Annotated in this window: 10 protein-coding genes; 4 read left to right on the top strand and 6 right to left on the bottom strand. The window is 43.7% G+C overall.

Annotated elements, in window-relative coordinates; translation table 11 throughout:
* Positions 1-18 precede the first annotated feature (18 nt).
* Entirely contained in the window at positions 19-1236 is a 1218-nt protein-coding gene (locus V7S74_RS08905; RefSeq protein WP_406778406.1) for a BaiN/RdsA family NAD(P)/FAD-dependent oxidoreductase, read from the top strand.
* Here V7S74_RS08905 and V7S74_RS08910 read toward each other — a convergent pair.
* Complete coding sequence (locus tag V7S74_RS08910) at positions 1220-1675, bottom strand: DinB family protein (RefSeq protein ID WP_406778407.1); 456 nt, start codon at positions 1673-1675, stop codon at positions 1220-1222. The two genes, V7S74_RS08905 and V7S74_RS08910, sit on opposite strands and share 17 nt — an antisense overlap.
* Positions 1659-2276 carry a flavin reductase family protein gene (locus V7S74_RS08915; RefSeq protein WP_406778408.1) on the bottom strand — a complete coding sequence of 206 codons (618 nt, stop codon included), beginning with the start codon at positions 2274-2276 and terminating at the stop codon, positions 1659-1661. The genes V7S74_RS08910 and V7S74_RS08915 overlap by 17 nt, the downstream gene beginning before the upstream one ends.
* A gap of 74 nt (positions 2277-2350) precedes the next feature.
* Between V7S74_RS08915 and V7S74_RS08920 the strand changes: the two genes are divergently transcribed.
* Complete coding sequence (locus tag V7S74_RS08920; protein ID WP_406778409.1) at positions 2351-2614, top strand: heavy-metal-associated domain-containing protein; 264 nt, start codon at positions 2351-2353, stop codon at positions 2612-2614.
* A gap of 65 nt (positions 2615-2679) precedes the next feature.
* Here V7S74_RS08920 and V7S74_RS08925 read toward each other — a convergent pair whose 3' ends face one another.
* From V7S74_RS08925 to V7S74_RS08940, 4 genes are read right to left on the bottom strand one after another with little or no spacing between them, the layout of a single operon-like run.
* Entirely contained in the window at positions 2680-4278 is a 1599-nt protein-coding gene (locus V7S74_RS08925) for a carboxylesterase/lipase family protein (RefSeq protein WP_406778410.1), read from the bottom strand.
* A gap of 5 nt (positions 4279-4283) precedes the next feature.
* A complete protein-coding gene (locus V7S74_RS08930; protein WP_406778411.1) occupies positions 4284-5915 on the bottom strand; it encodes a carboxylesterase/lipase family protein in 1632 nt (543 codons plus the stop codon).
* A 59-nt stretch (positions 5916-5974) separates the two neighbouring features.
* On the bottom strand, positions 5975-6901 hold the full coding sequence (locus tag V7S74_RS08935; RefSeq protein WP_406778412.1) for an alpha/beta hydrolase: 927 nt from the start codon (positions 6899-6901) through the stop codon (positions 5975-5977).
* Positions 6885-9533 (bottom strand): M14 family metallopeptidase, encoded by a 2649-nt coding sequence (locus V7S74_RS08940; RefSeq protein WP_406778413.1) that lies wholly within the window; start codon positions 9531-9533, stop codon positions 6885-6887. The genes V7S74_RS08935 and V7S74_RS08940 overlap by 17 nt, the downstream gene beginning before the upstream one ends.
* 76 nt (positions 9534-9609) lie before the next feature.
* Between V7S74_RS08940 and V7S74_RS08945 the strand changes: the two genes are divergently transcribed.
* Together V7S74_RS08945 and V7S74_RS08950 are read left to right on the top strand one after the other, a co-directional pair.
* On the top strand, positions 9610-11004 hold the full coding sequence (locus tag V7S74_RS08945) for a PQQ-dependent sugar dehydrogenase (RefSeq protein ID WP_406778414.1): 1395 nt from the start codon (positions 9610-9612) through the stop codon (positions 11002-11004).
* Positions 11005-11271: 267 nt separating this feature from the next.
* Positions 11272-13701 (top strand): TonB-dependent receptor, encoded by a 2430-nt coding sequence (locus V7S74_RS08950; protein ID WP_406778415.1) that lies wholly within the window; start codon positions 11272-11274, stop codon positions 13699-13701.
* Positions 13702-13709 lie beyond the last annotated feature (8 nt).

A 13709-nucleotide genomic window follows, 5' to 3' on the forward strand; every position in this document is an offset into this window, starting at 1 on the left:
CCTCGATAAATTCATCCAATGAAAATAATTGTCATAGGTGGTGGAGCGGCTGGTTTTTTTGCGGCTATTTCGGCAAAAGAACATAACCCGGAGGCGGAGGTGACTATTTTGGAGAAAACCTCTAAGTTTCTCGGAAAGGTGAAGATCTCCGGTGGAGGTCGTTGCAATGTCACGAATGCCACCTTTAATTCTCGTTTACTTTCTGAAAACTATCCGCGAGGGGAGAAATTTCTTCGCAAGGCTTTTGAAGTCTTTAATGCCGCTACGATGGTCGAATGGCTGGAGAGCAGAGGTGTGGCACTAAAAACCTATCCTGACAACTGTATTTTTCCGCTTTCGAATGATTCTCAAACCATCATCGATTGCTTCCTTTCCGAAGCTAGACGGCTTCACATCAACTTACACAGCAGTCAATCTGTAGACGAAATCAAGCTGACACCGAAAGGCTACCGTATCCATTGCAAAGACACGGAATACGATGCAGATCGCGTGATTGTGACGACGGGTGGGCAGCCGAAGATGTCGGGATTGCTTTGGCTTGAAGATGTGGGACATACGATTGTTCCTCCGGTTCCTTCCTTGTTTACGTTCAATATGCCGGCTGAACCTGTTCGCGACCTCATGGGTATCGTAGTGGAGAAAGCTCGTGTTCGAATTGAAGGCCAAAAACTCATCGGTCAAGGCCCCCTCCTCGTCACCCACTGGGGTATGAGCGGCCCGGCCATCTTGCAATTATCCGCCTGGGGAGCGCGCATTCTTGCCGAAAAAGAATACCGATGTGCCATCCTAGTCAATTGGTTAGATGACACGAAAGAGGACAATTTAAGAACGCAAATCGCACAAGTCATCAAAGACCACGGTGCTAAAATGGTGGCGAACTTGAATCCATTCCCAATGCCAAATCGCCTTTGGGTCTATCTGTTAGAGAAAAATGAAATCAAGACCAGCCTTCGCTGGAATGAACTGGGGGGGAAAGCGCTTAATAAACTCATCAATACACTGATTAACGACCGCTATGTGGTGCAAGGCAAAACGACCTTCAAAGAGGAATTTGTGACCGCTGGTGGAGTGGATTTACAAGACATTAACGTCCAAACGATGGAAAGCAAAAAGTGTCCTGGGCTATTCTTTGCAGGCGAGGTCATGGACATCGATGGCGTCACGGGCGGATTCAATTTCCAATCTGCCTGGACAACCGGATATATTGCCGGAAAGTGCGCTAGTGCGCCAGCATGACCCGAATAATCTTCAAATGATGTTCCGTGTGAATAAACAAGAAAGAAAGCGTATCCGCCATTCTTAAATCTCCAAAAAACGGATGGGTAAAATAATGTCCGGCCCCCAATTGTTCCAATTCATCTAATCGTTGACGACATAGCGCTATGTGAGCCTGCAATGTATCCTGTGTTATTTCTCCTGGAATAACTATTTTAGGTGCCCCTATTTTACCTCTTGGAATTTTACCTCGCCAAAAAATCAAATATTTAATAGGTCGAAAACTCCATTTGTATTTCGACGGATCTGATCTCTTAACCCCTTCGATCACAGAAGAAATAACTAATAAGCTATGTTCGATTTGCCAGCCTACAGAGGAAGCAGAAACAGCCTCATTTCTGGCCTCTAACTGTGGAATATAGGACGCTAATTCGTCTACCAGATTACTTAACTTTTGCATAGGGTAAGTTGTCTATTTTCGTTGTTTTATAATAACCGGAGGTGCCTAGGGAGGTTAAGATTCCGGCTTTGGCCAAATCCAAAAAGCCATCCTCCTCCATCAGTTCTTCCGGAAAGTACATCGATTGCAAGGACCCAATCACAAAAAAAGTGTTATTTAACTCAATCGGTATCACCTGCTCTAATTTCAAAACATATTGCACCGGAGATTCTGACACAAAGGGCGCAAGGCAACCCTCTTTAAACTCCGGCGTCAAGCCCGTCATCTCAAATTCTGAAACCCCATCCGGATATTTCGCACTCGTCTGATGGGCCTGTTTATACATCGCCTCGGTCACTAAATTCACCGTATAAAAACCCGTCTTTTGGATATTCGACAAGGTATGCGGCGCTGCAGCTAAAGGACGATTAACAAAACCAATCAAAGCTGGATCAGCCCCTAAATGTACAATATTGCTAAAAACGGCAAGATTTGAAACACCTTCGCCATTCACGGTCCCAATCAACGACAAGCTCTTAAAGCCACTCAGTGTATTAATCAAATTAGCACGGGTGAAGCGTTCCCAGGACTGAAGGTCTGCTAGCGAAAAGTGTTTTTTCATATTTTTAGAAGTGATATATATCACCTTTTATCGCTTAAAGATAGCCTACATTTGACTAAACAAATAATAACACCATGAAAACGCAAGAGATTTTTGTAGAAAACATCAAGTGTGGCGGATGTATGACCAGCATTAAGCAGGCTTTAGAGAAAATTAAAGGAATCACGAAAGTAGAAATCGATAAGGAAGAAGAAAAAATCAGCCTTACGGGTGATCATTACAAGCTAAGCGAAGTAATCGATTCCTTGAATTCAATGGGTTATCCACAGCGAGGTGACAATTCACTATTTAAACAAGCTAAATCCTACGTCAGCTGTGCGATAGGTAAAATGAGCTAATCATTTTTATTACTAATAAAAAAGGCCCCTCTCACGAAGGGCCTCTTTACTTAATGTGCATCAATTTATCTAGCGATTAAGCTGAAGAGCTCCGCATCCTGCTGCGGTTTCACCACGCAGGTATTATCGAAGTGCATCGTTGCAGTTCCTGCTGCATCGAAGGTAGGCCAAGCTGGAATACCTTTGTGCGCTGGATTTCCAGTTTTGGCAAAATTAATCCAAGACGAACTCATGCGATCCGCTAAGACATAGGCCTCTTTTCCGCCTCCAGTCATCTCCTCGCAACGCGCAATATTATTAAAGCAGAAAGGCAATTCCATGCAGTGGAAAGCTTTGTACTTTCCGTCCATCACAGGCGATTGCCAAGTCATCAAATACATGTAAACCGGCGCCGCTTTCAAGGCAGACTTCTCTTTTGCTTGAACCACCGCACCCGGACGGAACATCACATCCACATCCATTAAATCAGATGGTTTCGTGTCATTAGGGTAGGCTTTTTTCACCGCCGCTTTAAAGGCATCCGCTTTGTCACCATATACTCGTTTGATGTATCCTTCCACCTGCTCCGCAGTAGCATCTGACATACCACTCATGATCGAAGGCATAAACTCATTCTTCACCGTACCGATCAATAAAGGCACGTCTTTCGATAATTCAAACGCCTCTTTCGAGAATAATTGGTAAGGCAATACATCGCCGTCTACCGATGGACCCCAACTTAAGCCGAATCCACCTACTGGTTTCCCAGCTGCTTTTAATTGCGCTGCCACTACTGCCAACGCTTTCTTGCCTGCTGAAGCTAAAACAGGGTAAGGAATCGTTTGTAAGCTATCCACTTTCGCAGCAGGGATGTTCAAGGCTTTTAAAACCTCTGCTGTGATGCTTTGGGTTGTTGCTTTGTTTAACATCTCAGAACGGAAAGATCCACTTTGATTGATTGCCTTGCTGAATAAACCTTTCGCTGAAGGCATCGCCATTAAAGTGTTAACCTTCGCGCCTCCACCTGATTGACCGAAGATGGTTACGTTTTTCGCATCACCCCCGAAAGAGCCGATGTTTTCTTTTACCCATTCCAAAGCCGCACGCATATCTAACACGCTATTGTTTGCTGAATACTTGTACTTCTCGCCATAAGCGGATAAATCTAAGTACCCTGTAATGTTCAACCGGTGGGAGATGGAAACGACTACGACGTCGCCTTTTTTGGCTAAATTCTCTCCATCATATGACGGCAATTCAACTGCAGAACCTGATGTAAAACCACCACCGTGAATCCAGAACATTACCGGACGTTTCTTCCCATCATTGATACCTGGAGTCCACACGTTAATGCGCATACAATCTTCATTTGTGAAACCCCAATTGTGGTTGAATACGAATTCTGATTCATCATTTACCTGAGTCGTTTCGTCGATTAAAGGCGAAACAGGGCCATATGATAAAGAAGAACGAACACCAGCCCAAGGCTTTGGTTTGTGAGGAGCCTCAAAACGAGCCGCCTCCGCGTATGGAATACCTTTGTAGGTATAAATGCCGCTGTGAACATAGCCGCGCACTTTACCTGCGTCCGTTGCTACAACAGCAACGTCCTTACCTGTTGTAATTTGTGCTTTCAAGCCCACTGAGGCTAAAATCAAAGCACAAGCTAAGGTCAATTTTTTCATCTTGATTAGTTTTTGTATTGTTTATCTAAAAATTCATAACGCGCATCTTCAGTCGCTTTAACGGCTTTCGATTCTACATCGATGACCATTACACCCGGCTCTTTGTCTAATGGAGCTGCTGCTGGCCAGTTTGCCAAAGTTCCTCCATTCGGATTTCCCGTCTTAATGAAGTTCGCGAAATAACCGAACATCGTTTTGGACACCGTATAATCATCTGCCGTAAACGCATAATCCTTGATTAAGTGCAGATTACCCATGCAATACTCGATCTCACAAGCGTGAGGCGCACCGATTGCAGGACGCGGTTTAGGTGCATTCGGATCAGCTTTCACCGTTCCACCCGCTAAACCTGAGGCTGCCGACTTATCCACTAAGGGAGCACGGAAGCGAGAATACAAGTAGCGATAAACCGGTTGAGATGAATTCTTGCGATGTAAATCAAACCATTTCCACGTGCTGTAAGAAATGAAACGATCTGACGCTAAAGCCGTAGCCGAACGCTCGATCACATCCTCTGAACCCGATGGATATAATTTCAAAACGGTTTCGTGATCAGCAGGATACACCTCTTTCACTTTTGAAACATAGTTATCGTGCGTATACGGCTTTCCTTGCATAAAGGCGCCACCAGGGATTTCAGCAGAGTTCCAACCTAAAAGAAGTGGAACCATTGATTGTTGTTTTGCATTGAATAATTCAGGTAAGGTTTTGGGTAAGAAATAACCATCTACCACCGTAGGGAAGCCCATTGAACGCGTCTCTTGCGCAATCTCAAATAGTTCGCGCGTAGACATGGCACGAAGATCTTTCAAAGACTTCGCTCCTGCTTTCTCCGCAAATGCCACACCACCCTTCTCTGCTTGCGCTAAAGGCATAGGTGCCATCGTCGGATTAATACCCGCACCACTTTCTCCAATCGCTCCGGCGATTAAGCCTTTTGAAAGCGGAGAAGCCATTTGGACTGATACTGAAGCGGAACCCGCTGATTCTCCAGCGATGGTCACCTTTGCAGGATCTCCTCCAAAAGCAGCGATATTCTTTTGAACCCATTTCAAGGCCAAATTTTGGTCTAAATAACCATAGTTTCCAGAGGCTTTATAGGATGCCTCCGCAGACAATTCTGGGTGTGCGAAGAATCCGAAAAGCCCCAAACGATAATTCACCGTCACCACCACGATTCCTTGTTTCGCCATCGCTTCGCCATCATAACGCGGCTCAGAGGCATCACCCGCAAATAATCCACCTCCATAGAAATAGACCAATACAGGTAAGTTTTTCGTATTTCTTTTAGCGGGAGACCAAACATTCAGATACAAACAATCTTCGCTCAAACCTACTGAACGAGATCCCATGTCCCCAAAAACAATCGCTTGTACCGGTCGAGGTCCGAAAGCTTTCGTTTTCTTAACGCCTGACCAAGCTTCTGCCGGAACGGGTGCTTTCCAACGCAAATCACCTACCGGTGGTTTTGCAAAAGGGACGCCAAAATAAGTTTGAATACCAGTCTGGGTATTGTAATCACCCTCGATAATTCCTGATTCGATTTTAGCCTGAACGGCCATCTTAAAGTCAGTCTGTGCAAATGTACTGGACGCGATAAGTCCTAGTAGGCAAGTGAGTTGCCAGATTCTTTTCATGATTAAATAGGTTTATTGTCTATAATTGATACAATGATAAGATTTTCTACTGAAAAGTCCTACCGAACAAATTTATATATCGATAAAGCCACGTCAAAAGGCACTTCTTCCATAGGAACATGACCTACGTTAAAAATCACTCCTTTACTTCCTTTGATATCCTTCATAAATTCTGCCCCGTTATCCACAGAAATTAAATTATCTTTTGCACCCCATATAACGAACGTAGGCGTCTTGATTTCTTTTATGCGCTTGTAATCTCCGTGGAAAGATCCTTTGAAAATCTGCAAAGCTACCGCGCGATTTCCTTCCCGAATGGCAATGTCGTGGAATCGTTCCACCTGCTCATCTGTCACTTTAGATTGATCAGCATAAATCGATTCTAGACTTTTACGGACTAAAGATTTAGGCGTAACGTATAACAATAAATTATTGATAACTGGAGTAGACGCTAACTTAAATCCGAGTGAGCCACTTTCTCCTTTTTTGGGGTAACCCGCTGCATCGATCAAAACCAGTTGAGCTAATCGTGACGGATTATGAAGCGCATAGTTCCAGGAAATGGCTCCACCCATCGAATTACCGACTAAAATGAATCGCTTGATCTTTAAGCGCGTCGCAAAGGAATCGATAAACTTGGAATAATAGGGGAAATCATAGTTGTTTTCCGGTGAAGGTCCCGTTAGTGCAAAACCAGGTAAATCCAAACTAATCACCCGCTTGTATCGTTTTAAGTAGAGCGCCACATTATCCCATGTATTCAAAGAAGAGGACATCCCATGCAGTAAAATCAATGGCAACGTATCCGTCGCCACTCCTTCATCTCGGTAATGTACCTTCATCCCCATAATGGGCATGAATTTAGAATCCTTGTTCGCATAGAGGGGGATCAATTCCTCCACAGGACGATCGGCTTCAGCGAAGAATAGAATAACTGCAAATAGGGCTATAAAAATACCCCCAATAATCTTAGCGATTGTTTTCATATAATTGATTGAATACCATTTTGAATGTGCTGTGTGTTTGGCCTCTAAACGTTACTTCTGGACCATATACATACAGATTTCCTTTTCCCACTTTCGCTTTAAAAGCAGCAACTCCATCTTGTAAATACGCTTGACCAAAGGCCCATCCACTACGTAAGGTCTTCTCAGATGCGAACCAAGCTAAAGGAGTTAATTCCCCATGTGAGATAGACTCTGGAGATAATTTAAAGACTGGACTAGCTGCAAAGATGACATCAGCTTTAGCCGCCATTCCCCAGTTAGCTGGTGAATTTTGATCCACCGTTACTTGCATCACACTACCCGGAATGTAGAATTTCTCACCTGGTAAATTGCGCTCTTTTCCTGCTACCATCTCCACTAAGGCATTCTTCACTGGAAGATTTAAGTGATAGGCTAGATTTGAACTTGAACCGATGGTAATGATATCTCCTCCCTCTTCTAAGAAAGCACGAAGAGCTGGAACTGATTTAGCAGCGGTGATTTTACCCATCGTCTCGTGGAATTCGGCTGGGATATCTGCCTCGACTGGATCTTTTTCGTCCCATTCATTAGCTGGTTCTGCTTTTAAGCCTGGAATGGCTCCTTTAACAAAAATCAACACATCGAATTTCGAACGTAAGTTGCCTTTGTCGATTTCTTTTGCGAACACTAATTTGAAATCGAAATGGTGTTGTTCTAGAATCCAACGCAACCATCCAGAGGGCATAGATCCCCCATAGGTATCCCAAAGACCCACACGCTTCGTCCCCACTTTAGCCGAAACGGTAGCAGGTAAAGCGTTCAATACTTGTGTTTTCACAGACGCCTTCGATAAGATATCCGCCGCTGTCGCACTGTGCTTTACATAAAAAGCGGATGCGTTTTTCGAAACCTCGATACCCGCTTTTAATAAATCATTCAACAAAGTAAATGAGGCATTATCCGAAGTCGAGAATGAATAATAAGCCCCTGTTACGAAGGCTGGTTTCGCTTTTTGAAGCTCCCCATAAGGTACCGTTTCGAACGGCCCATTTACCTCTTCCAAAATCCGATCAAACTGAATCCCCATCGTATATGCTGGCGTCCAACCTGCGGCGTCATAAGGACGCACTGGAGGCCCACCTGGGTATTGGAAGTCATTTGGGTGATCTTGTGGTTCAAACATATCAATCACGTGAGGACGGAAAGCTTGATTCGTCTTCACTACATATGAACCTGCTGGATAGGCCTTTCCATTTACTTCGAAGGCTTTCGTTGCCTTCTCTACGCGGATACCACTCTTGATTAAGATGTTGATAAACGCAATACCCGAAGTCGATTGGTCAGCCGTCACGATATAGGCACGTGCATCACGCGTGGCTGGATTCGTGTAAACAGCAGCAAATAAACTATCCGCTTTCTTCTTATAGTTACCCCCCGAAATCTCCGCTAGTTTTTCCACCTTATTAGGCGACATCGTCCAGTAATCCTGCGATCCTAAGTCAATGGATTTTTTACCCATCTTGTAGATGTTCATTAAGACCTCTTCGCGGTAACGCGTCGCATAATTTAAGACTGCATAGTTCAAGGAAAGCGAGTAATCAATCGAGTTCTTGAAGAGCCATTTACGTGGTGTAATCGGAAATGGGGTGGCCGAATTAGGAATCAACCGGTTTGGGACCAAAGGAATAGTGGATGGTGTCGGATCGCCAATGATCTCGGTTAATAAACCAATGATGTTGTGGTAATAAGCCGTGGTACGTAATCCACCGTTCCACCAGGTTGAATAAACAGATCCTGATTTCATCGTGTAACCTGGCTTTCCTTCCGCGTTCAAGCGAGAACTCATGGCTGCTCCTAGTGCGTCGATTCCCGTAATTAAAAGGGGATCATAGACATAGTTGAAAGGATCGCGGTAAGGAGGACCGGCCACGACGGTACCTGCTGGACCTGTTTGGTGGTGATTGTACAAGATTTGCGGCATCCATTCGATGTATTGTTGGCGGGCCATATTCGTGGACTCGCTCATATTCATCATGTAGAAATCGCGGTTATTGTCGTGTCCGATGTATTTTTCGTACAAGCGTGGCAAATTATCCGTCGAGCGTTTCAGCGTGTCTGCCTTGCGCATGTACCAATTCGAAACCAATTCTTGGCCATCTGGATTTGCGTGGACGAAGAGGATGATCGTGTTTTGGAGGATGCGTTTTGTTTCCTCGTCATTTCGGATGGTGAATTGATAAATGGATTCGATCCACTGGTGGATTCCCACCGTTTCTGTGGCGTGCAAACCGCCGTCGATCCAGACGATGGCTTTTCCTTCTTTGGCCAAAGCCTTCGCTTCAGACTCACTCAGGCCCTCTGCTCGTGCCAAACGCTGCGAAATAGCCTTGTATTTAGCTAGATTCTTTATATTCGACGGATCAGAAACAATCACCATGTACTGATTTCTGCCTTCTTCCGTCTTTCCAATCGACTGCAACTTCACCCGATTAGACGATGCCGCCACCTTTTTTAGGTAAGCCTCCGTCTGCGTAAACGTGGATAAATGGTAATTATCGCCGATAGAAAAACCAAAATGCGATTTTGGACTAGGAACCTGTGCACTCACAGTTAGCGACGCAAATAAGAGAACGAGTAAGATTTTTTTCATATGTTGAATGAGGTAAGCTTTAAAGATAGAAATATAGAAATTAATTTTTAGCTTCGTGACTGAAAAATACCAAGCTATGATTAAAAAAATATCCTTTATTGGCCTGATTGCGATGGCCGCTTTGAGCACGATGTCTTTAACAAAGGCACCTGCTGTGATTGAAGAGCCTGCTGAGGTGAATTATACCAAATACTGTGCGTCTTGCCACGGAGAAAAAGTGGAAGCTTTCGTGGACCGCAAATGGAAGCACGGTGATAAAAAATCCGATATTTTAAATAGCATCACGCACGGGTATCCTGACTTAGGTATGCCGACCTGGAAAGAAGTGTTAACTCCGAAGGAAATCGAAAAATTAGCCGATTTAATCGTCGAAAACTTAGCCGGTGTGGAGCAATACAAATTCGCGAACAAGCCCACTTCGAATATCTTCAAATCAGAGGGAATGACGATCGCTCTAGATACAATTGTAACCGGTTTAGATAGCCCATGGGGTTTTGTACAATTGCCTTCAAATGATTATTTAATCTCTGATCGTTCAGGTGTATTATATCAGGTAGACCAAAAACGTAACAAAACAGCTATCACAGGGACGCCTTCCGTTTATTCACAAGGTCAAGGTGGTTTATTAGATATCGCTCTGCACCCACAATTTGAGAAGAATGGCTGGATCTATTTGTCCTACTCGAAGTTTAAAATGGAAGATGGATCTAAAGTGAATACGACCGCCATTGTTCGGGGTAAAATTAAAGACAATCAATGGGTAGAATCACAAGAACTTTTCGAAGCGAAGCCGTATACGAAAACATCACTCCACTTTGGGTCTCGCATCACATTCGACAAACAAGGACATCTATTCTTCTCGGTAGGTGAACGTGGAATGGAGAAAGTGTTCCCACAGAAATTAGATAATGACAACGGCAAAATCCACCGTTTAAATGATGACGGTACGATTCCTGCTGATAATCCATTCAAGAATTCAAGTGTTTATTCTTATGGACAGCGCAACCCACAAGGATTAACGACAAATCCATGGACGGGCGATATTTGGGAAACGGAACACGGTCCTCGTGGTGGTGATGAGATTAACATCATTCAGGCTGGCAAAAACTATGGCTGGCCGGTGATTACTTACGGTATCAATTATGATGGGAAACCGATTTCGGCTATCTCTAAAAAAGAAGGCATGGAGCAACCTATCTCCTATTTCATCCCTTCTATCGCACCATCTGGTTTGACTTTTGTGACGGGTGATAAATACCCGGCTTGGAAAGGCAACCTAATGATCGGATCCTTACGTTTCAACTATTTGAACCGCGTAGAGGTGAAGAACAACAAAGTGGTGAAACATGAAAAAGTTTTAGTCAACGTGGGACGAATGCGCAACGTGGAGCAAGGCCGCGATGGCTACTTGTACATTGGGGTGGAGAATCCGGGGATGGTTTTTAGACTAAAACCTACGGTTTCAAAATAATAAAGCATAAAGCATAAAGAATAAAATAGAGTAGAGATTACTATACTTTTAAAAGCCATCTTTGTGCTTTGTGCTTTATTCTTTGTGCTTTACAAAATCACTTTACCATCAAAAAAAGGGCTTCGGCCCTTTTTTTGATTCCAACTTTATGCTTTGTGCTTTATTCTTTGTGCTTTAAATGGGAAATTAACCGATTATCAATAACTTATTCATTAGGCAACCAATTTATCAGAAATTGCATCTTCGTTTTTCATTAACATTGCCTAGATGAGATTTTTGCTATTATTACTTGTTAGTTCAATTACGGCTTTTGGCCAAAATTCCTTACACCTTCGTCTTCAAGATGCCAATAAAGAGGCCTTGCCTTTTGCTACGGTATTATTGAAAAAAACCAGTGATTCTAGCCTAGTTAAGGGGATGAATACAGATGAAAACGGGGAATTGAAAGTTTCCAAACTACCGCTCGGTCGCTTTACTTTGACCTTACAATCCACTGGATGGAAGCCCACAAAAATCACCATAGAGGAAATAACGGCAGATTCCAAAATCGACCTAGGTACCATTACCCTATTGCCATTAAGCACCGAATTAGCGGAAGTCAAAGTGACGGCTACGAAACCGTTTATCGAAAAAAAGCTGGATAAAACGATCGTGAATGTAGAGAACTCGGCGATGGCGGCGGGAAATACCACGATGGAATTATTAGAACGTTCTCCGGGTGTGATTGTAGATAAGGACGGCAATATTTCATTGCGCGGGAAGTCAGGCGCTGCGATTATGATCGATGGAAAAATCTCCTATTTAAGTGGGGCGGACTTGGCGAATTATTTGAAAAATTTACCTGCAGACCAGGTATCTCAGCTGGAAATTATGGCGAATCCTTCCTCCCGTTATGACGCTGCAGGAACGGGTGGGATTATCAATATTAAATTGAAGAAGAACTCGAATATCGGCTTAAACGGATCTGCGAATGCAACGTTAGCCCAGGGAGTTTATTCTCGCCAAAGTACCGGGGTGAATTTGAATTACCGAAAGAATGGATGGAACTGGTTTGGCAATGGCTCTGTGGTCAACCGGACTTCATTAGAACGCAACTATTTAACGCGTTATTTTAGAGCCCAAAATGAGGTATGGGAAAACGGGTATGCATTTAAAAATGAGAACCAAACGACGCAATTAAAAGGGGGTGTGGACTGGTATTATTCAAAGAAAACGACTTTAGGAGTTTTAGTATCTGGAAACATCAATCAATTTACTTTGCACGACGGATTGAATCAGACCATTCAATATACGAGTGCTGGAACCGCTTTGACCCGCTTAAATACCTTCAATAATGTGGGAAATCCGAGCCATAATTACGCGGCGAATTTCAATTTCAAACATACTTATGACAGCACGGGTCGCGAATTAACCATTGATTTAGATTATGCGCGATTTGTGGACAATAGTGGTTCCCATTTGCGCTCTCAGTTTCAGCGTGGTGACTTTAGTCCTTTGAAACAGGATTCTTTATTGTTGAATAACTCGAAATCATTCGTTGACCAATATTCTTTCAAGTTGGATTATGTGCTGCCTTCTTTTCTAAAATCGAAGTGGGGAACGGGGTTGAAATCGTCCTATGTTAAAACGGATAACGATTTACGCTTCCAGGGAAAAAATGAGGGTGATCCTGCCTTTACTTTTTTGACAGGCCAAAGCAATCACTTCGTCTATACGGAACAAATTCATGCAGCATACTTGAATACTGAACGTGCCATTGGCAAGTTCAGCTACCAGATTGGTTTGCGTGGTGAGTGGACCGTGGCGGATGGATTATCTGAAGCTTACACGGCTAATTCGAAAGATTCCACTTTCCACCGCGATTATGCGCAACTTTTTCCGAGTGCTTTCTTTCAGTATGATTTGTCCAAAAATCATAGCCTCGGCTTCAATTATTCCCGCCGCATCGACCGTCCCAGCTATGGCGATTTAAATCCATTCGTCTTCTTCTTGGATAACTATACATTCAAAGTGGGTAACCCCATGTTAACTCCTCAGCTAACTAATTCAATCGAATTGAGCCACACCTATATGGGCGCATTCAGCACCATTTTAGGCTATAGCCATACCACGAATGTGATCACTGAAATTTTGAAACAAGATACACAGGCTAGAAAATCTTACCAGACCACGGCGAACATGGCGGAGCGCACGAATTATAGCCTCGGTTTCTCTCTACCGATCCCTATCGCGAAATGGTGGTCTTCGAACAACGACATCTACTTTAACCGCGCTGAACTAACAGGAAAAGTAGAAAATGCGAACCTTAGCCCTATAAACAATCAATTTTACATCAGCTCTAATCACATCTTTACCTTGCCCAAAGCTTACCGCCTCGAAATTGGTGGAAATTACTTCTCCGGAGGTCTGGAGAGTGCCTTTATTTTTGGAGCAGGAGGAGCGCTTAATTTAGGGATCCAAAAAACAGTCATGAACAAACGCGGTGTCATCCGCCTAAACGCGCAAGATGTTCTTTACACGTCAAACCCAGATGTATTTATCAAATACGGTGACTTAGATATCGTCGTTCGTCCACGCCAAGATTCCCGTGTGGTACGCTTAAACTTTACCTACCGTTTTGGCAATATGTCCATTAAAGGTGCGCGAGAAAGAGCGACGGGGTTAGAGGCCGAGAAGAGCAGGGTTAAATCAAAATAAACTCGTTT

The sequence above is a fragment of the Aquirufa novilacunae genome (genome assembly GCF_045310505.1).
GTDB classification, from domain to species: Bacteria; Bacteroidota; Bacteroidia; order Cytophagales; family Spirosomataceae; genus Aquirufa; species Aquirufa novilacunae.